At 70.2% G+C, this 22416-nt stretch carries 21 protein-coding genes; 7 read left to right on the forward strand and 14 right to left on the reverse strand.

The genetic code is table 11. The features are described from left to right. A partial coding sequence (locus tag ABT115_RS11715; protein ID WP_351787131.1) for an IS200/IS605 family accessory protein TnpB-related protein occupies window positions 1–964 on the forward strand: 964 nt, incomplete at its 5' end. Window positions 965–985: 21 nt separating this feature from the next. Here the strand turns inward: ABT115_RS11715 and ABT115_RS11720 are convergent. After that, window positions 986–1516 carry a GbsR/MarR family transcriptional regulator gene (locus ABT115_RS11720; protein WP_351787134.1) on the reverse strand — a complete coding sequence of 177 codons (531 nt, stop codon included), beginning with the start codon at window positions 1514–1516 and terminating at the stop codon, window positions 986–988. Window positions 1517–1617: 101 nt separating this feature from the next. On the opposite strand from ABT115_RS11720, the gene ABT115_RS11725 reads away from it, so the two are divergent. The 3 genes from ABT115_RS11725 to ABT115_RS11735 are packed head-to-tail and all read left to right on the forward strand — an operon-like array spanning window position 1618 to window position 4571. Further along, window positions 1618–2550: an ABC transporter ATP-binding protein gene (locus ABT115_RS11725; protein ID WP_351787137.1), complete on the forward strand. Its 933-nt coding sequence runs from the start codon at window positions 1618–1620 to the stop codon at window positions 2548–2550. Further along, window positions 2547–4181, forward strand: a complete 1635-nt coding sequence (locus ABT115_RS11730) for an ABC transporter permease (RefSeq protein ID WP_351787140.1) — start codon at window positions 2547–2549, stop codon at window positions 4179–4181. Before ABT115_RS11725 ends, ABT115_RS11730 begins: the two co-directional genes overlap by 4 nt. A 60-nt stretch (window positions 4182–4241) precedes the next feature. Next, window positions 4242–4571 (forward strand): hypothetical protein, encoded by a 330-nt coding sequence (locus ABT115_RS11735; RefSeq protein ID WP_351787143.1) that lies wholly within the window; start codon window positions 4242–4244, stop codon window positions 4569–4571. A gap of 180 nt (window positions 4572–4751) precedes the next feature. On the opposite strand, the gene ABT115_RS11740 is transcribed toward ABT115_RS11735, so the two are convergent. From ABT115_RS11740 to ABT115_RS11800, 13 genes are all read right to left on the reverse strand, one after another. Next, window positions 4752–5429, reverse strand: coding sequence for a response regulator (locus ABT115_RS11740; protein WP_351787145.1), 678 nt, complete (start codon window positions 5427–5429; stop codon window positions 4752–4754). Continuing rightward, the gene (locus ABT115_RS11745) at window positions 5426–6778 is read right to left on the reverse strand and encodes a sensor histidine kinase (RefSeq protein ID WP_502969074.1); all 1353 of its coding nucleotides are present in this window, start codon (window positions 6776–6778) and stop codon (window positions 5426–5428) included. Before ABT115_RS11745 ends, ABT115_RS11740 begins: the two co-directional genes overlap by 4 nt. Before the next feature lie 106 nt (window positions 6779–6884). Continuing rightward, window positions 6885–7760: an alpha/beta hydrolase family protein gene (locus tag ABT115_RS11750; protein WP_351787147.1), complete on the reverse strand. Its 876-nt coding sequence runs from the start codon at window positions 7758–7760 to the stop codon at window positions 6885–6887. 360 nt (window positions 7761–8120) lie between these two features. Further along, complete coding sequence (gene kynU, locus ABT115_RS11755) at window positions 8121–9311, reverse strand: kynureninase (RefSeq protein ID WP_351787150.1); 1191 nt, start codon at window positions 9309–9311, stop codon at window positions 8121–8123. Continuing rightward, on the reverse strand, window positions 9304–10152 hold the full coding sequence (locus ABT115_RS11760) for a tryptophan 2,3-dioxygenase family protein (RefSeq protein WP_351787153.1): 849 nt from the start codon (window positions 10150–10152) through the stop codon (window positions 9304–9306). The genes kynU and ABT115_RS11760 overlap by 8 nt, the downstream gene beginning before the upstream one ends. 166 nt (window positions 10153–10318) lie before the next feature. After that, window positions 10319–10732 carry a DUF3151 domain-containing protein gene (locus ABT115_RS11765; RefSeq protein WP_351787155.1) on the reverse strand — a complete coding sequence of 138 codons (414 nt, stop codon included), beginning with the start codon at window positions 10730–10732 and terminating at the stop codon, window positions 10319–10321. A gap of 56 nt (window positions 10733–10788) precedes the next feature. After that, complete coding sequence (locus ABT115_RS11770) at window positions 10789–12390, reverse strand: MFS transporter (RefSeq protein WP_351787158.1); 1602 nt, start codon at window positions 12388–12390, stop codon at window positions 10789–10791. A 282-nt stretch (window positions 12391–12672) separates the two neighbouring features. Further along, window positions 12673–13695: a class II fructose-bisphosphate aldolase gene (gene fbaA, locus ABT115_RS11775; RefSeq protein ID WP_351787160.1), complete on the reverse strand. Its 1023-nt coding sequence runs from the start codon at window positions 13693–13695 to the stop codon at window positions 12673–12675. Between the two features lie 227 nt (window positions 13696–13922). Beyond that, window positions 13923–14462, reverse strand: a complete 540-nt coding sequence (pyrE, locus tag ABT115_RS11780; RefSeq protein WP_351787163.1) for an orotate phosphoribosyltransferase — start codon at window positions 14460–14462, stop codon at window positions 13923–13925. Between the two features lie 123 nt (window positions 14463–14585). Continuing rightward, on the reverse strand, window positions 14586–15383 hold the full coding sequence (locus ABT115_RS11785) for an aldose epimerase family protein (RefSeq protein WP_351787166.1): 798 nt from the start codon (window positions 15381–15383) through the stop codon (window positions 14586–14588). Between the two features lie 22 nt (window positions 15384–15405). Continuing rightward, window positions 15406–16347 (reverse strand): SRPBCC family protein, encoded by a 942-nt coding sequence (locus ABT115_RS11790; protein WP_351787169.1) that lies wholly within the window; start codon window positions 16345–16347, stop codon window positions 15406–15408. Window positions 16348–16432: 85 nt separating this feature from the next. Further along, the gene (locus ABT115_RS11795; protein WP_351787171.1) at window positions 16433–18031 is read right to left on the reverse strand and encodes a polyamine aminopropyltransferase; all 1599 of its coding nucleotides are present in this window, start codon (window positions 18029–18031) and stop codon (window positions 16433–16435) included. Window positions 18032–18112: 81 nt separating this feature from the next. After that, window positions 18113–18634, reverse strand: coding sequence for a DUF2617 family protein (locus ABT115_RS11800; RefSeq protein ID WP_351787174.1), 522 nt, complete (start codon window positions 18632–18634; stop codon window positions 18113–18115). A gap of 801 nt (window positions 18635–19435) precedes the next feature. Between ABT115_RS11800 and ABT115_RS11805 the strand changes: the two genes are divergently transcribed. The 3 genes from ABT115_RS11805 (at window position 19436) to ABT115_RS11815 (ending at window position 22401) form a co-directional block, all read left to right on the forward strand. Next, complete coding sequence (locus ABT115_RS11805; RefSeq protein ID WP_351787177.1) at window positions 19436–20605, forward strand: pyridoxal phosphate-dependent aminotransferase; 1170 nt, start codon at window positions 19436–19438, stop codon at window positions 20603–20605. A gap of 176 nt (window positions 20606–20781) precedes the next feature. Then, window positions 20782–21672 (forward strand): LamG domain-containing protein, encoded by an 891-nt coding sequence (locus ABT115_RS11810; RefSeq protein ID WP_351787180.1) that lies wholly within the window; start codon window positions 20782–20784, stop codon window positions 21670–21672. Between the two features lie 144 nt (window positions 21673–21816). Further along, entirely contained in the window at window positions 21817–22401 is a 585-nt protein-coding gene (locus ABT115_RS11815; RefSeq protein WP_351787183.1) for a sigma-70 family RNA polymerase sigma factor, read from the forward strand. The last annotated feature ends 15 nt before the right edge of the window (window positions 22402–22416 follow it).

The following is a 22416-nucleotide window of genomic DNA, read 5'->3' on the forward strand; positions in this document are numbered from 1 at the left end:
CCTGGCCAACAGCAAACACGGCCGGTACGTTCTCGCCTCCAAGGTCGCCTTCGCGCACCGCGGGGACGAGTGGCGCGACCGCACCGAGGCCAACCATGCCATCGCCTACCGCATCCACCACGATGTGGACCGGGGCCGCTGGTACCTCACCGCGTCCTGGCAACGCCGCACCGTCCAGACGATCCCGCTGGAGACGGCCCGGGCCCGAGGCATGATCGGCGTCGACACGAACGCCGACCACTTCGCCGCCTACCACCTCGACCAGCACGGCAACCCCATCGGCGAACCGCGCCGCTTCCACTACGACCTGTCCGGCACCGCCGACCACCGCGACGCCCAGATCCGGCACGCACTCACCCGCCTCCTGCACTGGACCAAACAGACCGGCGCGCAGGCGATCGGCATCGAGAACCTGGACTTCTCCGCCGAGAAGACCCGTGAGAAGCACGGCCGCAAGAAGCGGTTCCGGCAACTCATCTCCGGTATGCCCACCGGCAAGCTCAAGGCCCGCATCGTCTCCATGGCCGCCGAACACGGCATCGCCATCGTCGCCGTCGACCCGGCATACACCTCGATATGGGGCGACCAGCACTGGCGCAAGCCCCTGATCAGCAAGACTCGCAGCATGACCCGTCACGATGCCGCTGGTATCGCGATCGGGCGACGCGCCCTCGGACATCCGATCCGGCGACGGACGGCACCGCCCCGGCATCACCAGAGTGATGGTGCCGGGCATCGGACCGTCCAGGCCGATCGTGGTGAACGAGGGCGTGAGGAATCCCGCCGCCCCGTCGCGGAGCGTGCACACGATGCGCGTTGCCGGACAGGGACAACGAGAACGCGGGGGACCAGCGCATCCAAAACCGTTCGGGATGCGCGCAGTTCCGGGACGTGGGCACAAGACTCACTCCTGGACACTGTTAGGGACGGTAGTCCTCCGGCGCTGCGGGCCGGGGCGGGGTAGCGGCGGGCGCCGCCCCACGCCTCAGGTGTGCCCGCGCCAGTCGGCCACCGGGAGGTCGAGCGTCTTGCGGTGCTCGCGCCAGCGGTCCAACATGTCGGCCAGCTCCGACTGCACGAACTCGAAGAACGCCGCTGTTTCGGCGAGCCGGGCACCGGCCGGGGTGTGCTCGCCCAGGGTGCGGGCGCCGTCCTTGAGGGTGTTCTCCCAGCGGGTGAGCACCCGGTCGCGGTTGGTGAAGGTGGTGTACCAGACCTCGTCGTGCAGGCGGTAGCGGTCCCGGCGCGAGCCCGGGTCGCGTTCGCGGCCGACCATGCTGACCTGGGTGAGGTAATTGACCGCGCCGGACACGGCCGCCGGGCTGATCTGCAGCGCCATGGCGAGCTCGGCGGAGGTCATCGACCCGTCGTCGTCCGCGAGGAGCGCGGCGAAGACACGGGAAGCCATCCGTTGCATCCCCGCCTCGGTCATGTCGGACGCGAACCGTTCAACGAACCGCGACACTGCCTCCGCGTCTCGTTCGTTGTGCGTGCTCTGTTCGGTTTCGCTGGTCATGACCCGATCGTCTCCCCTGATTCCCCGGCCCCCCGCCGTGTTCCAACTTTATACGCTTCCTTAACTTCACAAGTTTGTGAAAGTAGCGTACCTTCAGAAACATGATGAAGGCAATCACGGTGGCCGGGCTGCACAAGTCGTTCGGTCGGACGCACGCGCTGGACGGCCTCGACCTCACGGTCGAGACCGGTGAGGTCCACGGCTTCCTCGGGCCCAACGGGTCCGGGAAGTCCACCACCATCCGGGTGCTGCTGGGGCTGCTGCGGGCCGACTCCGGCGCCGCCCAGCTGCTCGGCCGCGACCCGTGGAACGACGCGGTCGAGCTTCACCGGCGGGTGGCGTACGTCCCCGGTGACGTCACGCTGTGGCGCAACCTCTCCGGCGGTGAGGTGATCGATCTGTACGGACGGCTGCGCGGCGGCCTCGACCGGGCCCGGCGCGCCGACCTCGTCGGACGGTTCGAGCTCGACCCGACGAAGAAGGGGCGTACGTACTCCAAGGGAAACCGGCAGAAGGTCGCCCTCGTTGCCGCGTTCGCCTCCGATGTGGATCTGCTGATCCTGGACGAGCCGACGAGCGGTCTCGATCCGCTGATGGAAGAGGTATTCCAGGCCTGCGTCGCCGAGGAACGTGCGCGCGGGCGGACGATCCTGCTGTCCAGTCACATCCTCAGCGAGGTCGAATCGCTCTGCGACCGGGTCAGCATCATCCGCCAGGGGAAGACGGTGGAGACGGGTTCGCTGGCGGACATGCGCCATCTGACCCGTACGAACATCACCGCCGAGCTGGCCGGTGCTCCCAACGGGCTCGCGCATCTGCCCGGCGTCCATGACCTCGACGTCCAGGGCCTGCGGGTCACGCTCCAGGTCGACACGGACAAGTTGGACTCGGTCCTCAAGTCGCTCTCCGCATCGGGGGTACGGACGCTGACCAGCACCCCGCCCACGCTGGAGGAGCTCTTCCTGCGCCACTACGCGGCCGACGCAACGGGCGCGACGGACAGCGGCGAAGGTGTGGGGGTGGCGGCGCGATGACTGCCGTGACCATGACCACTCCGGCCGGTGCGAAAGGCCGGACCGGGCCGGGTACCGGGCAGCTCGTCGGCACCTGGCCCCTGCTGAGGCTCGCGCTGCGGCGCGACCGGATCATGATGCCGATCTGGGTGATCGTGCTCGGCGCTTCCTTCTCCACCGTCGGGAAGTCCTTCGCCTCGCTGTACGACACCGCCGCCCAGCGCGCGGAACTCGCCGCGTCGATGAACGCCAACAGCTCGCTCCGGGCGCTGTACGGACCGGTCTTCAACGACTCCGTCGGAGGGCTCGTCAGCTGGCGGATGGTCGGCTTCGGCGGAGCGCTGGCGGCCGTGATGAGCCTGATCGTCGTCATCCGGCACACCCGGGAGGAAGAGGAGACCGGCCGTCAGGAGATGCTCTCCTCCACCATGGTGGGCCGCCGCGCCCCACTGACTGCCGCACTCCTCGCCGCGCTGATCGCCAACGCCGCGCTGGCGCTGGTGATCACGGCCGGTATGGCCGGGTCCGGCGCGGGCGGCGCCGGAGCGGTGGCGCTCGCGCTGTCGGTCGCCGGGATCGGTGTGCTGTTCGCCTGCACCGCCGCGATCGCCGCACAGCTCACCGAGAGCGCACGGCTCGCGAAGGGGCTCACAGCGGCGGTGATCGGTGCCGCGTTCGTACTGAAGGCCGCGGGCGACTCGGCGACGGACGACGGCTCGTCCGTACTGACCTGGCTCTCCCCGATCGGCTGGGCGGAGAACGTACGCGCGTACGCGGACGAGCGCTGGTGGGTGCTGCTCGTCATCGCGGGGGCCGTCGCGGTCCAGGCTGCCCTCGCGTACACGCTGGCGGGGCGGCGCGATGTCGGCATGAGCTTCCTGGCAACCCGGCCCGGTCCCGCGCAGGGGCGGATCTCCACGGCATTCGGTCTCGCGCTGCGGCTCCAGCGCGGTTCGCTGATCGGATGGACGCTGTCCTTCGCCGTGGTCGGAGTCGTCTTCGGCGGGCTGACCAGCGGGGCGGCGGATCTCGTCGGCGACAACGCGAAGACGCAGGAGATCTTCGAGCGGATGGGCGGACAGGCCGGTCTGACCGACGCGTTCCTCGCAGCGATGGTGTCCATGCTCGGGATGGTCGCGGCGCTGTACATCGTCGCGACGGTGCTGCGGCTGCACGGCGAGGAAACCGCCGGGCGCGCCGAACCGGTGCTGGCGGGCGGGGTGAGCCGCGTCGGTTGGGCGGCCGGTCATCTGGCCATCGCCTTCGGCGGCGCCGCCCTGATCATGGTGGTCGGCGGTCTCGGCCTGGCCGTCGGCTACGGCCACGAACTCCCGGCCGTGCTGGGTGCGTCGCTGGTGCAGCTGCCGGCGATCTGGCTGCTGGGCGGAGTGGCGGTCCTGCTGTACGGGGCGCTCCCGAAGGCGGCGGTGGCGTCCTGGGGCGTGGCCGGGATCTGTCTGGCACTGGGGTGGATCGGGCCCGCCATCGATCTGCCGCAGCCGGTGATGGACATGTCGCCGTTCACGCATCTGCCGAAGCTGCCGGGGGGCACGGGGATGGAATGGGGCCCGGTGCTGGTGCTCACCGCGGCTGCGGTGGTGCTGGTGGGGGCAGGGGTGGCGGCGTTGCGGCGACGCGATGTCCTGTCGTGACGCGAGGGCAGGGCTGGTCTGGGTGCAACCTCCCTGTGGTGCACCCGCGTCACCCAGATCATGGAGAACCGACGCGAAGCCATCCGCCAGGTCGCCGGATGCGCGGTCGCCGCCGCCGGCGGGGCCGCCGGGATGCTCGTCTGGGCCCCCTACGGCCGGCGCGGGATCTTCGGCGGCTTCGAGGGCGCGACGGAGTGGAACGTGCTCTGGCTCGGGCTGCCGGTCATGACTCTCGGCGGCGTCGCGGCCGGGCTCGCGCTCTTCGCCCTCGTACAGGGGAAGTGGCGGTGGGCACTCAAGGCGGCGGCGCTCCTCACGGCCCTGGCCGGTTTCGGAGTGGCGTTCGACGTACTGGAAGGCCCGCCTCTGAGCTGCGGGCCGGGGTGCTGAATCGCGGCGTAGGCGGGGTACGGGTTGGCGACGAACGCCGGGGACCAGGGGGCGAAGGGAGTATCGGCTGCGGAGCGTGAGGACGGGTGCATGTACGGACGTTGACCGGACCCGACGGCCGCCGACCGGCCACCACCCGCCACCCGCCCCGGGCACCGGCTTCCCCGGCCCCCGGACTCCTCAGGAAGGCGTGACCAGCCGGGCCTCGTACGCGAAGACCGCCGCCTGCGTGCGGTCGCGCAGCCCCAACTTCACCAGGACGCGGCTCACATGCGTCTTGATGGTGGACTCGGCGACCACCAGATGCGAGGCGATCTCGGCGTTCGACCGGCCCTGCGCGATGAGGACGAGCACCTCCGTCTCGCGCTCCGTGAGGTCGCCGATCCGAGCGAGGGCCGGCGGGCGCGGGGCCTCGGCGAGCTTCGAGAACTCGTTGATCAGCCGCTTGGTGACGGTCGGGGCGAGCAGCGCTTCGCCGGCGGCCACCACCCGTACCCCGTCGGCGAGTTGACGGGCGGAGGCGTCCTTGAGCAGGAAGCCGGACGCCCCGGCGCGCAGCGCCTGGTACACGTACTCGTCGAGGTCGAAGGTGGTCAGGACCAGCACCTTGGCGTCCGCGTCGGCGGCGACGATCTCGCGGGTGGCCTCGATGCCGTTGAGTTCCGGCATCCGGATGTCCATCAGCACCACATCGGGGCGCAGCGCCGCCACCTGCGCGATGGCTTGCCGTCCGTCGACGGCCTCGCCGACGACCTCGATCCCCGGCATGGCGTTGAGCAGCACCGAGAAGCCCTCGCGGACCATCATCTGGTCGTCGACGATCAGCACCCGGATGGCCGCGGTGGTGGGGATGGTCATGCCGCTTCCACCTGTTCCGCCTGCGCCTCGTGCGACTTGTTGGACCCGTTCGTATCGCAGCTGGGTTGGACGGGGATGAACGCGGCGATCTCGTAACCGCCTTCCTCCGTCGCCCCGGCCGTCATGTCGCCGTTCAGCATCGCGACCCGCTCCCGCATCCCCGTGATCCCGTGACCGGCCCCCGGCGAGGGCTTCACCGGACCGGTCGGCGGCCCGTTGACGACCCGCAGACCGAGTCCGCCGAGCACATAGCCGATCTCCACCTTGGCGGTGGCGCCCGGTGCGTGCCGCAGCGTGTTGCTGAGAGCTTCCTGAATGATCCGGTACGCCGACAGCTCGACACCCTGCGGCAGTTCACGTACCGCGCCGGTGACCGTCTTCTCCGTCTCCAGACCCGCCTCGCGCACATTGGCGAGGAGCCCGTCGAGCTGGGCGAGGGTGGGCTGCGGGGCGTCCGGCGCCTGGTAGTCCTCGGCCCGTACGACGCCGAGGACCCGGCGCAGTTCGGTGAGGGCGGCGACCGCGTTCTCCCGGATCGTGACGAAGGCCTGCTCCAGCTCGGGCGGCGGATTCTCCACCCGGTACGGGGCGGCCTCGGCCTGGATCGCGACGACCGACATGTGGTGGGCGACCACGTCGTGCAGCTCCCGGGCGATGGTGGTGCGCTCCTCAAGCAGTGTGCGCCGGTCGCGTTCGACGGCGGTCACGGTGCGCTGCACGGTCACCTCGCGCTCCGCGTCGCGACGGATCTGCACCACGGCCACCACCAGCAGCGCGAACGCGGAGGTCACGGCGAAGACGGAGGTGGTCGAGGTGGGGTGCCAGCCGCCGAAGTTCTCCAGCGCCGTGCCGAACACCAAGGTCAAGCCCCACATCCAGGCGGCGGTACGGGGCCGGGTCCGGGCCGCGACCGCGACCAGCACCGTCAGATGCGAGAGAAAGGTACTGGGCACCCATGGCCAGTAGCCACCGCCGACGACCGCCGCGAACGGGGTGAGCGCCATCGATATCCAGAACGCGCCGACCGGCCTGACCAGTGTCATCAGTACGGTGATCGCCGGGAGCAGCATGAGCATGATGGTGGCGACCGCCATACGCAGAGCGCCGAATTCCGCCGAGACCAGGCCGATGAAGACTACGAACAGGGCTGCCGTGCCGACCAGTGCGTGGGGCGTCCACGCGATACGCTCACGCATCCGCTCCGGCAGTTGCCGGAGCAGCGGCCCGTCGGTCCGTATCCGCTCCAGCGGACGGTATGCGAAGGCATCGTGGAAAAGGTCCTGCCGCAGGCCGCCCAGCGTTCCCGCGGCCATTCGGTACTCAGGGCTTCTGCTCTTGGTCTCGGTCACGTCCCCAAGGTAGGGGCCGAGCGCCGCCCAGGTCGTCAGCAGTGATACGGATCCCGCGCCGTCCGTCGCAAGTACTACAGTGCCCACACCGCCGCCGGACCTTCGCTCACCAGGCCAGCTGGGCGAGCTCCTCAGCCACCACCGCGCACGCGTCGCTGACCGGGTCGATCAGCGGGTAGTGGCCGACGTCGGGCAGCAGGGTCAGGCCCACCGTCTCCCCCGCCTTCGCCGCCGCGTCGACGAACGCCTCCGAGACGGCCTGCGGCACATCGATGTCGGTGGTTCCCTGCACCACGGTGGTCGCGATCCCGGTGGGCAGCAGCACGGCCGGGTCGGCGTACGGGGCTCGTGCCTCGAAGTCCTCCTCGCGGCCGAGGAATTGACCGACCGCCCCTGAGCACACGTTCAGCTCGACGGCCGTGGTGAAGTCCGCGATCGGCGCGAGGGCGACGACACCCCGCAGCGGCGGCGGTGCGGGCAGCCGCCACGGCGAGTCCTCGGGCAGTACGTGCCGGGCGGCTGCCCACAGGGCGAGCTGCCCGCCGGCGGAGTGCCCGGTGACGACGATCCGCCGGGCGTCGGCCTGCGGAAGTTCCCGGGCCAGCAGAGCAGGCAGTGCGTCCATCGCCGCGGCGACATCGTCGAAGGTCTCCGGCCAACGGCCCGCGACCGGACCGGAACCCCGCTGCTGCGGAACCTCGCTGCCACACCGGTACTCGACACTGGCGACCGCGAAACCGCGCCGGGCCAGGAAGTCCGCGAACGGCGACATATGCTGCCGGTCGTACGGCGCCCGCCACGCCCCGCCGTGCACGACGACCACGACCGGTGCACCGGTCCGGCCGTCGCGCGGGGCGTAGAAGTCGATCACCTGGTCGGGGTGGTTGCCGTAGGCGGCCGACGCATCGGGGGCGACCGGTGGATGCGAGAGTGCCGACTCGGTCTCGGCTGCGTCACGATCACGCGCGGCAGAATCCGACATGCTGCTCCAACCGTCCTGTTCTGAGCCCCACAGTTGAACCATCCAACAGCGCAACTGGCCTGGCCTGCGGGGACGGTACCAGTACGGAAGGTTTCCGTCCCCGCAGGCGGATCATGGCAGGGGCCCCCGGATCCCGGCTCCCAGTGCCGGTCGCGTTACCGGGCTCAGAGGCTGTCGGGTGGCCTCTGATCGGGCGGCCACGCCCTGGCACGCACGCTTCCCGCGTTGCCGGGATGTCCTCGTAGCGCCTTCCCTGCTCTCAAGGAGCAGGGGAGACCCTATCCGAGGACATCCCGGCGCCTTGGAATCGCACGCACCAGACCGCGTCCGTTTTCCGATCGGAGGCCACCCGACAGCCTCTCAGCCGCCCAGCACCTCACCCAGTACTCGCGCCGCCCGCTCCACGTCCGCGAACCCCACGTACAGCGGCGTGAACCCGAACCGCAGCACGTCCGGCCGCCGCAGATCCCCGACGACGCCCCGCGCGATGAGCGCGCTCATCACCGGTTCCGCGTCCTCGCACCGCAGCGCCACCTGGCTGCCGCGCTCCGCGTGCGCGGCCGGGGTGACGGAGGTGACCCGGCCCTCGGGCACATACGCGGCGACGCACTCCAGGAAGAAGTCCGTCAGCGCCAGGGACTTGGCCCGTACCGCCTCGATCGACACCCCCTTCCACACGTCCAGCGACGCTTCGAGCGCCAGCATGGAGAGGATGTCGGGAGTGCCGACCCGGCCCCGTGCCGCACCGTCCGCCGGGGTGTACCCGGGTGTCATGCCGAACGGGTCGGCGTGCGACGTCCACCCCGGCAGGGGCGAGTCGAAGGCTGCCTGGTGGCGCTCGGCGACGTACAGGTAAGCGGGCGAACCGGGGCCGCCGTTCAGGTACTTGTATGTGCAGCCGACCGCGAGGTCCACGCCGTGCGCGTCGAGGCCGACGGGCAGGGCGCCCGCGCTGTGGCACAGGTCCCAGACGGCGAGGCCGCCCGCCGCGTGCACGGCCGCGGTGAGTCCGGGCAGGTCGTGGAGCCTGCCGGTGCGGTAGTCGACATGGTTGAGCAGGACGGCCGCGGTACGGGGGCCGAGGGCGTCCGGCACCGCGGCGGGAGCCACCGGGACGAGCCGGTGGCCGGTCATCCGGGCCGCGGATGCGGCGATGTACCCGTCCGTGGGAAATGTCGTCGCGTCGACGAGGATCTCGTCGCGGCCCTCCGGCGCCAGCCGGCTCGCGGCGACGACGGCCTTGAAGACGTTCACGCTGGTCGAGTCGCCGACGACGATCTGCCCGGCGGCGGCCCCGACGAGCGGGGCGATCCGGTCGCCGATCCGCTCGGGCGCGGTCCACCAGCCGCTCTCGTCCCAGGACCGGATGCGCAGCTCGCCCCACTCGCGGGTGAGGACCTCCTGCACCCGGGCAGGTACGTGAGCGGGCAGTGCACCGAGCGAGTTGCCGTCGAGGTAGACGGTGTCGTCGACAATGAACAGCTTGCGCAGATCGGCGAGGCGGTCGGCGGCGTCGAGCGCCTCGGCACGCGCGGCGAAGGTCTCAGACATGGCTGCGCGCCGTCCACAGCTCGGGGAAGACGCTCTTCGTGGCCCGCTTCTCCAGCCATGCGACCCCTGCGGAACCGCCGGTCCCGGTCTTCGAGCCCATCGCACGCCGGGTGGCGACGAGATGGTCGTTGCGCCAGCGCCACACCAGTTCACCGACGTCGGTGAGCGCCTCGCCGAGCCGGACCAGCTCGTCGTGCTGGTCGGGGTTGGCATAGATCTCCGCCCAGACGGCCTCGACCTCCGGTGACGCCTCGTACTTCTGCGTCAGGTCCCGGCCGAGCACGGCCTGCGGCACCGCATGGCCGCGCCGGGCGAGCAGGGCGAGCGTCTCGTCGTACAGACTCGGCTCGCCGAGTGCCTTCTCCAGCTCGGCGTGGACGCGGGGCGCACCCCGGTGCGGCACGAGCATGGACGTGGACTTGTCGCCGAGCAGGAACTCCATCCGCCGGTACATCGCCGACTGGAAGCCGGAGCCCTCACCCAGGGCGGCGCGGTAGGAGTTGAACTGGGCGGGGGTGAGCTGGGCGAGCGGCGTCCAGGAGGCGTTGAGCGCCTCCAGTTCGCGCACCGACCGCTTGAGCGCCTCGCGTGCGGCGGGCAGCCGGTCCTCGCGCAGGGCATGCGCGGCGGTCTCCCACTCGTGGACGATGACGGTGAACCACAGTTCCATGACCTGGGTGGTGACCAGGAAGACCATTTCGCCCGGATCGTCGGAGCGAAGGTGCTGGAGATGGGTCAGGACATCCGCCTGGACATAGTCCTCGTACGGAGTCGTTCCCGCGAAGTCGAGGTGCGGGGTCTGCGCACCGGTGGCTTCGGGGTCGGGGTGGATCGTCGACATTGCTGTCTCCTCGACACAAGCTTCCGGGTAGCGGTCCGCCCCTTCCGTGAGGTGGTGGAGCTCCGGTCCCCTGCCCGCATCCTAAACGGAGCCCCCAGGAGCGCGCAGACCCCGCAGACACTGATACATCCGCGGGGTCCGGAACATCCCAAGGTGTACGTAACGTCTAGCCGAGGGTCTCGGCGGCGGTCGGCGAGGAGTCGCGCAGGAACGTCGAGCAGCGCTCGTACTCGTCCTGCTCGCCGATCGCCTGGGCGGCCCGCGCCAGGGCGTGCAGAGCGCGCAGGAAGCCGCGGTTCGGCTCGTGCTCGAACGGTACGGGGCCGTGGCCCTTCCAGCCGGCCCTGCGCAGTGCGTCGAGGCCGCGGTGGTAGCCGGTGCGGGCGTAGGCGTACGACTCGATGACGCGGCCGCCCTCGAACGCCTCATCGGCGAGCTGTGCCCAGGCCAGAGAGGAGGTCGGGTACTTCGCGGCGACGTCGGCGGGGGCCGTGCCGTTCGCAAGCAGCTCGCGCGGCTCCGGGTCGTCGGGCAGATGGGTCGGGGGAGGCCCCCCGAGCAGGTTCTCGTGGATCGACATGGGTTCAAGTGTGCCTGGCACACGCACGCCGGGGTACCCGGGAGCCGTGCGGTGGGTCAGTTCGCGCCGGAGGTACCTGGGCGCTCTGTTGAGGGTCGGTTCGCGCCGGAGGTACCCGGGCGCTTCGCTGAGGGCCGGTTCGCATCCGGCTTCCCCGTCTCCTCGTGCGTGGGTTCCAGGGGCGGGGCGACGATGCCGCAGTGCACCGTGCACTCGGGGTGCGCCTTCTCCTTCTCGTCCGCCGTGACGGGAGGCTTACGCACGGTCGCCCAGGCGATCAGCGAGCCCAGCACGAGGAGCCCGGCACACATCGGCATGGCCCGCCGGAACGTCGCGGCGAACTCATCGGCGTTCCGGTAGGCCTCCGGTCCCATTCCTGCGAGCAGCGGCAGCGCTGCCACCGCGATCAGCCCTGCGGCGCGGGCGGCCGCGTTGTTGATCCCGCTGGCGAGACCTGCCCGTGCGGTGTCCACGGACGCCAGGACGGTTGCGGTGAGCGGTGCCACCAGGGTGACGAGTCCGACGCCGACCACACCGACCGCGGGAAGCACATCGGTGAGGTAGGCGGAGACGGAGTTCGACCCCGGCCCGACACGCACCATCAGCAGCATCCCGGTGGCGGCGACCAGTGGGCCGACGGTGAGCGGGATGCGGGGCCCGATGCGCTGCCCCAGTTCGCCCGCGGAGGCGGAGAAGAGCAGCATCAGCACGGTCGTGGGCAGCAGGGCCGTGCCGGCGCCGAGGGCCGAGTATCCGGCCACGACCTGGAGCTGGATCGCGGAGAGGAAGAAATAGCCGCCGAGCGCCGCGTACACACAGAGGGTGATGATGTTGACGACGGTGAACTGCCGGGACGCAAACACCGACGGCGGCAGCATCGGCTCCGTCCGCCGCCGCTCCACCTGCACGAACACCGCCCCGAGCACGATCCCGCCGACGGCCGCCCCGATCACCACCGCGGACGCCCCCTGTCCCGGCGCCTCGATCAGCGCGTAGGTCACCAGGGCGAGGGCGAGCGCGCCGAGCACTGCGCCCAGCACGTCGAAGCGTCCGTGCGCGTCGGGGTCACGCGATTCCGGGACGCGGCGCAGCGCCACCGGCAGACAGACCGCGGCGAGCGGCACGTTGAGCAGGAACACCCATCGCCAGCCGGGCCCGTCCACGAGCCAGCCGCCGACGAACGGCCCGATGGCGGCGCCGACCCCGCCGAGCCCCGACCACAGTCCGACCGCGCGGGCCCGGTCGTCCGGGTGGAAACTCGCCTGGATCAGTGCAAGCGAACCGGGTGTGAGGAGCGCCCCGCCGATGCCCTGGAGGGCGCGGGCAGTGATCAGGACGGTGGCGTTCGGCGCGATGCCGCACATCACGGACGCGGTGGCGAACCAGACGACTCCGACGACGAAGACGCGCCGCCGCCCGTACCGGTCGCCGAGGGCGCCGCCGAGGAGGATCAGCCCGGCGAGGGTCAGCATGTAGGCGTTGACGGTCCACTGGAGGGCGGCCAGGTCGGTGCCGAGGTCCTTGCCGATGCGGGGCAGGGCGACGTTGATGACGGTGGAGTCGAGCATGGCCATGCTGGAGCCGAGGACGGTGGTGAGGATGACCCAGCGTCCGGTGGGGGAGGCGACGCGGATGGCTCCCGTCTCTGCGTCAGGCATATGAGCAGCATCGCCGCTCCCCGCCGGGAGGGCCATCGGGGCGGGGACACGGGCCCGGCAGGGTTCTGCCAGCCGGTCAGGGCGCGGGACGGGCGGCTGTCTCCCATGCCGATCCGGTTCACGTGGAGTCCGGCCGTGCGGAATGCCTGGACGACGAGTTCGCCGGGCCGGCGAAAAGACCCACTTCTTCTCCCGGACATTGCCGTGGGCTCTTCTCCCGGACATGCCGTGGGCCCGGCACCCCAAGGGAATACCGGGCCCACGGCCACAATTCGTACCGGCTTACTTCAGCCTGGTGCCGGTGGAACGCAGGTTGGCGCAGGCCTCCGTGACGCGCTTGGCCATGCCCGCCTCGGCGGACTTGCCCCAGCTGCGCGGGTCGTAGACCTTCTTGTTGCCGACCTCGCCGTCGACCTTCAGTACACCGTCGTAGTTGCGGAACACGTGGTCCACGATCGGGCGGGTGAAGGCGTACTGGGTGTCGGTGTCGAGGTTCATCTTCACGACGCCGTTCTCCAGCGCGGTGGCGATCTCCTGCTCGGTGGATCCGGAGCCACCGTGGAAGACGAAGTCGAAGGGCGAGGACTTGCCGTACCTGGCGGCGACGCCCTCCTGGAGGTCCTTCAGCAGCTCGGGACGGAGCACGACGTTGCCCGGCTTGTAGACGCCGTGGACGTTGCCGAAGGAGGCGGCCAGCAGGTAGCGGCCCTTCTCGCCCAGGCCGAGCGCCTCGGCGGTACGCAGCGCATCGTCGACGGTCGTGTACAGCTCGTCGTTGATCTCGTGCGTGACGCCGTCCTCCTCGCCACCGGTCGGGGTGATCTCGACCTCAAGAATGATCTTGGCTGCGGCGGCCTTGGCGAGCAGTTCCTGGCCGATGGCCAGGTTGTCGGCGAGGGTCTCGGCCGAGCCATCCCACATGTGGGACTGGAACAGCGGGTTCTGGCCGTTGGCGACGCGCTCGGCGGAGATGTCGAGCAGCGGACGTACGTAACCGTCCAGCTTGTCCTTGGGGCAGTGGTCGGTGTGCAGCGCGACCGTGACGTCGTACTTGGCGGCGACGATGTGCGCGAACTCGGCGAGGGCGACGGCGCCCGTGACCATGTCCTTGTTGTGCTGGCCGCCCAGGAACTCCGCCCCACCGGTGGAGATCTGGACGATGCCGTCGCTCTCCGCCTCCGCGAAGCCGCGCAGCGCAGCGTGCAGGGTCTGGGTCGACGTCACATTGATGGCCGGGTAGGCGAACTTGCCTGCCTTCGCCCGGTCGAGCATCTCGGCGTAGACCTCGGGGGTTGCGATGGGCATCTGTCCGCTCCTTGGGATGTGCGAGTGTGCGTTGCTGGTTCCCTGACCTGGGGGCGACGTCATCGTCGCCCCCATCCTCCCAGACTCTTGCTCCGGCTCGGCCCGGCCCACTCCTCCAACGCTCGGACGGGTGGTTCATGGGCATACGTCAAGGGTGGGATGTTTCACGTGAAACATCCCACCCTTGGTAAAAACCCCAGGTCAACCCGTTACCGGTCGGCCTTGCGTCAGGCCAGATCGAGGTCCGCCACCGTGTAGGCGTGGACGTAGGGGAGACCGGCCTCGGCAATGGCCAAAGCCGCACCCCGCTCCACGATCGTGGCGACGGCGACGACTTCGCCACCGGCCTCGCGCACCGCCTCGACTGCCGTCAGCGGCGAACCGCCGGTCGTCGAGGTGTCCTCGACGACCAGGCAACGGCGGCCCTTCACATCCGTGCCCTCGATGCGGCGCTGCATCCCGTGCGCCTTCTGCGCCTTGCGGACGACGAACGCGTCCAGCTCCTGCCCTCGTGCGGCGGAGGCGTGCAGCATCGAGGTGGCGACCGGGTCGGCGCCCAGCGTCAGCCCGCCCACGCAGTCGTAGTCCAGCTCGGCGGTGGTGTCGAGCATGACCTGACCGACCATCGGAGCGGCCTTGCCGTCCAGCGTGATGCGGCGCAGGTCGATGTACCAGTCGGCCTCAAGACCCGAGGAGAGGGTCACCTTGCCGTGTACCACGGCCTTGTCCTTGATCTGCTGGAGCAGCTCAGCACGTACGTCAGTCATGGCTACGAGCTTAAGGCCGACCGGCAGATGGGCCGGGGGAGAAGGCGTGCGCCCAGCCGCGCGACGCCGCCCCCATCCGCCGGTCGGTCTGAGGTGCCCGTCGCACGGCCTGCGCCCACGTGGTCAGAGCCTGCGCCAGTTCCAGGTCGTCGCGATCTCCAGTGGCTCGATCGGGGTGACATACCGGGGCGCGGTGTTCAGCCCGTTCGGCGGGCCGGACTGCGGCTCCACACAGATCGCCTCGGCCTGTTCGTCGTAGATCACGACCCACTCGGCCCGGCTCTTCACGGTCAGTTCCAGCTGCTCCGGCCAGGTGAGCGTCACGTCGACGCCGTCCGGCATCCCGAAGCAGTCGTCCCACGGGCCGGGCAGGGGCGGGATGCGGCGGCCGGTCGGCAGATGGTTCTCACCGCGCTCTTCCTGCCAGGCCGCGTCGAAGGCGATCTCCACGTTCTTGCCGCTGCCGAGATCCCGCAGAAACCAGGGGTGCCAGCCGGCCTGCGCCGGGAACGAATTCCCGTACGTCTCGATGCCGAACGCAAGCGTGAGCGAGTCCTCGGACAGCTCGAAGGTCTGGGTCACCCGTCCCGGATACGGCCAGGGGTCGGCGAGGTCGTAGTAGAAAGCGGCCTCCTGTTCGCCCATCCGGGCGGTGCGCCAGGCGGTATCCCTGCCGGTGCCGTGGATGGCATGCGGCGGGGCATTCAGCGGCAACCGGTGCGGGACGTCGCCGTTGTGGAAGAGCCCGTTCCCAGTGCGCCCGCACCACGGCACCATCGGGAAGCAGCCGTACGGCTCCCCCTGCCGCAGCACCTCGGTGCCGCCGATGCGGAGACTGCTGATACGACAGCCGTTGGCGGGGTTCACGGTCAACTCTGCGTCGCCGACGGACAGCCGGACGTCCTTCTCGCTGCTACTCACCCGACCGACATTACTGGCGCGGCTACCTCCGCCGCCTCAGCGCCCGGCTCACCACGACGGCGGACGCGAGCGCGAGCGCGGCAGCGGGGGCGACCCAGCGGAGTGTGGCGCCCGCGGTGGTCGGATCGGGTGACGGTACGGGGGCATACCTGCCGCGCGGCGGCGCGTGGTCCACCTCCTCGGCACTGCGGCCGATCATGGTGCGCCTGGCGTGCGCGGCCTCGGCCGGGGGACCGTCGGGAACGGTGAACTCCACCTCCGCCATGGGGTCGGGCGACGACGGGGGCACGGGGGCGTCGAAGGCGGAGCCCGTGCCCGGCGGGTTCTCGGTGGAGGGCGCCTCGTCTGCGGTAGCGCCTTCGTCGGTTTCGTCGGCGGCTTCCGGCTCAGTACTCCGGGTGGTGCCTGTGCCGGTCGCGTCGGCCTCCTCGGCCGCCTCCTCGATGGCCTGTTCCACGGCTTCCCCGACGGACCGCTCGGCCTCGCCGACGGCCTCGCCCGCCGCGTCGCCGCCCACCAGCGTCTCCGTCACCAGCTGCTGCGCAAAGCGGTCCAGCAGTCTGTGGGCCGTCGCGAGCGCCGCCGCCGGGTCCAGCTCCAGGATGCGGCCGTGGCCGCTCACCGTACCCGCGAACCCGATCACCGTGCCGCCGTCCTTCTGCGTCAGGCTGATCGTCAGGGCCAGCTTCGCCGAGCCCGTCCCCCGGGCCTCGACGCCCTCTCCCGCCACCAGGATCCCGCCGTCCCCGTCCGGGCCGCCCTGCGGGGAAACGGTCAGCCGCAGCGCACCGCGGTACGTGATCGTATGGCCGTCGACCCGGACCTTGAGCCGGCCGGACAGCGGGTCCGCGGACGCGTCGGCGTCCTGCTGGAGCCCCGGTACGCAGCGCGCGACGCGGGCGGGATCACCCAGCGTCCGCCGAAGGGACGGGACCGGAACCGGAACGAACACCTCATGCTCCATGGAAACCGAGCCTACTCAGCCCCGGCCATCACGTCAGCGGTTCCGTTTTGCAAATCCGCCGGGCGTACGGCGTACGGCATCCGGCTCACCGGTCCTCCCAGTACCGCGGATGCACCAGCGTGGACGGCAGCAGCCCGCGCAGCCGTCCGCTCTCCGCGTCCTGCCCTGCGCGCATCAGCGAGACCTGCGTCAGCGACCGCAGCTTCGGCGCCCCCGGGGCGAGGCGGAGCGCCGGCGCCCTGACCGGACGGGCGAGGACGAAGCCCCAGCCGTGCTCGGCCTGCGCCCGGTGCGTGGCCCGGTCGGGGCCGACCACGAAATCGGAGAGCCTGCCGCTGATCCGGTACGGGCGGGTGTGCAGGCCCGCCGCCCTCATCGACGCCTCCACCGTCCAGTACGTACGCGGCCGGGTCACCGGCGGGCCCCCGTGCACCACCAGCCGGCCGCCCGGTGCGAGGGCGTCGGCGACCAGGCCGTAGAACTCCGCCGAGTAGAGCTTTGTGCCGGCGGAGATCCCCGGGTCAGGCAGATCGGAAAGCACCACGTCGTAGCCGCCGCGCGCCGCCCGCAGCCAGTTGAAGGCGTCCGCGTTGACGGCCGCCAGCCGCGGATCGCGGTACGCGTGGGCGTTCAGCGCCGAGAGCACACGGTCGGTACGCGCCAACCGGGTGACGCCGGGGTCGAGCTCGACGAGCGTGACGCTGCGTACGTCCGGGTAGCGCAGCACCTCCCGGGCGGCGAGACCGTCACCGCCGCCCAGAATCAGGACGCGGGCGCGTGGCCCGTTCATCGCCGGGTGCACCAGCGCCTCGTGGTAGCGATACTCGTCACGGGCGCTGACCCGCAGCCGCCCGTCCAGATACAGGTCCAGCGAGCTGCGGCCCGTCCCCGTCAGCACGACCTCCTGGACCCCGGTCTGCACCGCGACCCGCACCCCGTCCCCGTACACCGCACGCCGCGCCGCCCGCTCGAAGTCGTCGACCAGCGCGGTGGCGGTGGCGAGTACGGCGATCACGGCCACGTCGACGAGGATCAGCAGCCACCGGGACCGCGGAGTGAGGTCCCGCCCGAACACCCACAGCACCAACGCCCCGCCCGCCGCCGCGTTGACCGCGCCGGTGAACAGCGCCCCGGTGAGCTGTCCGAGCATCGGCAGCAGCAGAAAGGGGAACGCGAGGCCTCCGACCAGCGCACCCACGTAGTCGGCGGCGAACAGATCCGCGACGGTCCCGCCCGCGTCCTGCCGGTCGACGCGCTGGATCAGCGTCATCAGCAGCGGGATCTCCGCACCGATCAGGACGCCGATCGTGAGCGAGAACACCACCAGGGCGAACCGCGACTCGCCGAGCCAGGCGAACGACGCGTACAGCACGACCGCCGAGGAGCCGCCGACGAGTGCGAGCACTGCCTCGATCAGCCCGAAACCGACTGCGGGCCGGCTGCGCAAACGTTTCGCGAGGAGCGAGCCGACGCCCATCGCGAACACCATCACGGAGAGCACGACGGACGCCTGGGTGACGGAATCACCGATCAAGTAGGAGGCGAGCGCCACCAGTTCGAGCTCGTAGACCAGACCGCAGGCGGCACAGATGAAGACAGCGGCCAGCACGAGACACCGGCCGGTCCTCGGCCGTACAGGAAGACGCGCCGCGCCCCCTCGTAGCGGCACCTGCTGATCGATCATGCTGCGAACGCTACGTCACGAAGGCGTGGCTGCCTGTCACCCGCAAGGGTGGCGGCGCGCTCACAACGGAGGTGGGCCGCTTCAGAGTGCTACCGACGGCATCCGCATGCCCACTCGGGTGTGCGTCACCACCAACTGCCCCTCCTGCGGGTACGCATGCCAGGTGCGCCACCTCACCTGACCCTCGGTGCGCTGGGCGAGCATGGCAGTGAAGGCGTGCGGACTGCCGGGGAACGTCCCGGCGAGACCGTGGGGGTGGTCGGTCACGAGCGCGAGGAGCTCCTGCGCACGCGCCGCGAACGAGCCCGCCGAGAGCGTCTCGACGCGCGCCGCGAATTCGTACTCCCACTCTCCGAGCCGTTCGGAGAGGCCGAGCGGCAGCGGGGTGCTGCTGCCGGGGATGCATGCGACGGTTTCGGAACAGGTGCCCCGGTTCTCCTCCAGAAGCACCTGGTGAGAGGCGCCGAGCAGACGCAGTTGGAGTCGGGCACCGGCAAGATCGAGGTCGAGCACGGCCAGGGCGGGGAGCGGTTCGCGCCCCAGCGCCCAGGCCAGGTCAGCGGCACGGGTGTCGGAATAGGCTGTCTGGAGGGTCGTGAGCATGGGTCGGCTCCGCAAACAAAGCGTGGACACATGGACAGGGGACGCCTCCGACGTGATGCACGTGGGAGGTGGGAAGCGCCCGATCAGGTCCAACTCGGGTCCGAGGGCTGGATGTTCTCTCAACCGAGGGAATCACGAAGTAAGCCGCATCCACAGCTCTTTTGCCCAACTTGACGCGGTTTCCATCCCGTCGGGGGCCTCTCGGTTCATCTGTTCACCGGCATCTTGCGGAAAGCCCCAACAAAAAGGTGTCCGGCGGGAGTTCACCCGCCGGACACCTGAGGAGCACCGGAGCCGCAAGGGCCCGGCACCGGGCGTGTGGCCCTGCCCGGTCACGGATCAGCTGCCCCGTGTCAGCTGCCTCCGCCGCATCCGCCCCCGCCGCCGCACGAGGAGCCACCACCGCACGAGGAGTGACCACCACCGCACGAATGACCCCCGGAGTGCCCCCCGGAGTGACCGCTGCTGCTTCCGCAGGACGAGCCACCGCCGCTGTCACCGCCCGCCCACCAGCTGCCCCCCGTTGTGTTGCCGCTGTTCTTACCCCGGCGCACGCTCCGCCCACGCCTCTTCTTCCGGTTGTCGGCCCCCACCAGCGCGATGACCAGCCCGATCACGGCAAACGCGATCACCACCGAGGCAAATATCCCCACCGACCTCACGTCCTTCCGTTCCCCCGAAGCGAGGTCCCCCGCTTCCATCCGTTTCCTTCCGCTTCCTGCGTGAGTGGGGGATGCCCCCGGCCCCGTACGGCCAAAGCAGACTTGAGCAACTCCAGAGCTTCCACGCAGGATGGCGGCCATGACACAGGGACGACCGCTGCTCAACCGCCGCTTCGCCGAGTTCGGCACGACGATCTTCGCGGAGATGTCGGCGCTTGCCGTACGGACCGGCTCCATCAACCTGGGCCAGGGCTTCCCCGACACCGACGGGCCCGAGGAGATCCGCGAGGCCGCCGTCCGCGCCCTGCGGGAGGGGAAGGGCAACCAGTACCCGCCCGGCCCGGGCGTCCCGGAACTGCGTTCCGCGATCTCCGAACACCAACAGCGCTTCTACGGGGTCTTGCTCGACCCCGACACCGAGGTCCTGGTAACCGCAGGCGCCACCGAGGCCATCGCCGCCACCATGCTGGCGCTTCTGGAGCCGGGCGACGAGGTCATCGCCTTCGAGCCCTTCTACGACTCCTACGCCGCCTGCATCGCGATGGCCGACGCGAAGCGCGTACCGCTCACCCTGCGTGCCCCGTCATTCCGTCCAAACCTGGACGAGCTGCGCACCAAGATCACCCCGCGGACGCGCCTCCTGCTCCTCAACACCCCGCACAACCCAACTGGGATGGTTCTCACCGCCGAAGAGCAGAGCGCCATCGCCGCACTCGCCATCGAGCACGACCTGCTTGTCGTCACCGACGAGGTGTACGAGCACCTTGTCTATGAGGGCACGCACCGCCCTATCGCGGCCCTGCCCGGAATGCGTGAGCGCACTGTCACCATTGGCTCGGCCGGCAAGACCTTCTCCTTCACCGGATGGAAGGTTGGCTGGGTCACGGCGAACGGCCCGCTCGTCTCCGCCGTCCGGACGGCCAAGCAGTACCTGACGTACGTCAGCGCGGGCCCCTTCCAGTACGCGATCGCCGAAGCGCTGCGCCTGCCGGACTCGTACTTTGACAGCTTCCGCGCCAACCTCCGCCGCAAGCGCAACCTGCTCGGCGACGGCCTGCGCGCGGCCGGGTTCGAGGTCTACCAACCCGAGGGCACCTACTTCATCACCACCGACATCACCTCCTTCGGTGAGAAGGACGCCTACGCCTTCTGCCGCGCCCTCCCCGAACGCTGCGGCGTCGTCGCCATCCCCAACTCCGTCTTCTACGACGACCTCGACGCCGGCCGCAGCCAGGTCCGCTTCACCTTCTGCAAGAGGGACGACGTCCTCCAAGAGGCAGTCAGTCGGCTGCGGCGTTTGGCGTCTTGAACCCGCGCAGGATTCCCGGGACAAGGCGTCGCCGCATCTCCTGGCGCACGGGCGCACATCCAGGGGCGGACAGGTCCGCTGTCTCACAGGCCTGTCAAAACTGACGTCTGAACCACTTCCGGGGCGGACGCGTGATCACCAGTGACACATTTAAGCCGCACCTCCTGAGGAAATTCATGAAGCGCAGATGGGCGCTTATCACCGCGATTACCGTATTGACCGTCGCGCTGGCCTTCGTCGTCGTCCAACTGGTGCGCGGCCAGGACTCCGGGAAGGAACCGTCCGAGGCGAAATCGGCCGGGGCGAAACCAGCCGAGGCGAAACCGTCCGAGGCGAAACCGTCCGAGGCGAAACCGTCCGAGGCGAAACCAGCCGGGGCGAAACCGTCCGAGGCGAAACCAGCCGGGGCGAAACCGGCCGCGTCGAGCCCGAGTGGTGACGTCGAGTCGCTGCAGGGCCTCGGCTGGTGGCCCCTGCACCAGTCCGGCACCGCGAAGGCCGGCGAGCATGACGCCGTGGTCAGCGGCGGCACGCAGTGGACCGACGGCCCCGAGGGCGGCGCCTTGCACCTGGACGGCACCAGCGGATACGCGGACACCAACACCCGGCTCGACACCGTGGGCAAGGACTACTCGGTCGCCGCGCGGGTGCGCCTCACCCCCCAGGGCATGACCGGCGTGCGCACCGCCGTGTCCCAGGACGGCGACGGGAACAGCGCGTTCTTCCTCCAGCACTCCGACCAGGACGGGAACTTCGCCTTCAGTTTCTTCGGTACCCGTATGGTCGCGGAGACGCCCGAGAAGCCGCAGCCCGGCCGCTGGTACCACCTGACCGGCACGTACAGTCAGAAGGACCACCGGATGCAGCTCTACGTGGACGGGCGGCTCGCGGGAACCAGGGTGGCTACCAACAGCGTGAAACCCACTGGCACTGTGGTGATCGGACGCGCCAAGTTCCTTGGGAAAGAGGCCGACTACTGGAACGGTGACATCGCCGACGTACATCTCTACAACCGGGAGTTGACGTCCCGTGAGGTGAGCTCGCTTTCCTCTCACGAACCGGGCTGACCGGCGCTGACGGGGCGAGTTCACCGCCGCCGCAGGCTGACGGGCGCCGCACGGGCGCACGGCGACTCGCGGCGGCGCCTGCCGGTTGTGTCCCGAAGCCGGCGGAACCCGTCTTCCCCGCAGACGACCGGAGAGGAAAGGCCCTTGTCGGCCAACGCTTCGACCGAAGACCTCATACCTGGCCCCCGCGCCGCGGAACCCCGCCCCGACGAGTTCCTCAGAGCGCTCTACCACTTCCACGGCAGCGCGTTGCTGCAGTTTGCCGCACGGCGGCTGGAGGGCGACTGGCACCGCGCCGAGGACGTCCTCCAGGAAGTCGCGATACGCGCCTGGCTGCACGCCGAGGAACTCGACCCGACCACGGAGTCGGTGCGGCCCTGGCTGTTCACCGTGCTGCGCAATCTGGTCATCGACGGCCACCGGGCCCGCCAGGCCAGACCACCGGAGACCGGTGACCCCGAACTCGCCCACCTGCCGGTCTCCGACGGGGTGGAACACATGCTCACCTCCCAGGTGCTCATCGACGCGCTACGGGACCTGCGGCCGGCACAGCGCGAGGTCCTGCTGCACGTGCACTACCTGGGACTCAGCGTCAACCAGACGGCCAGGGTCCTCGGCGTGCCGCCGGGCACCGTCAAGTCCCGGACGTTCTATGCCGCCCGCGCCCTGCGCGAGGCACTGCACAGCCGGGGGCTGTACGCGGGTGGTTTGTACCGTGAGGCCGGATGACAGTCTTACGGCCTG

Origin of the sequence: Streptomyces sp. NPDC001832 (assembly GCF_040297265.1) — a bacterium.
In the GTDB taxonomy this organism is placed as follows: domain Bacteria; phylum Actinomycetota; class Actinomycetes; order Streptomycetales; family Streptomycetaceae; genus Streptomyces.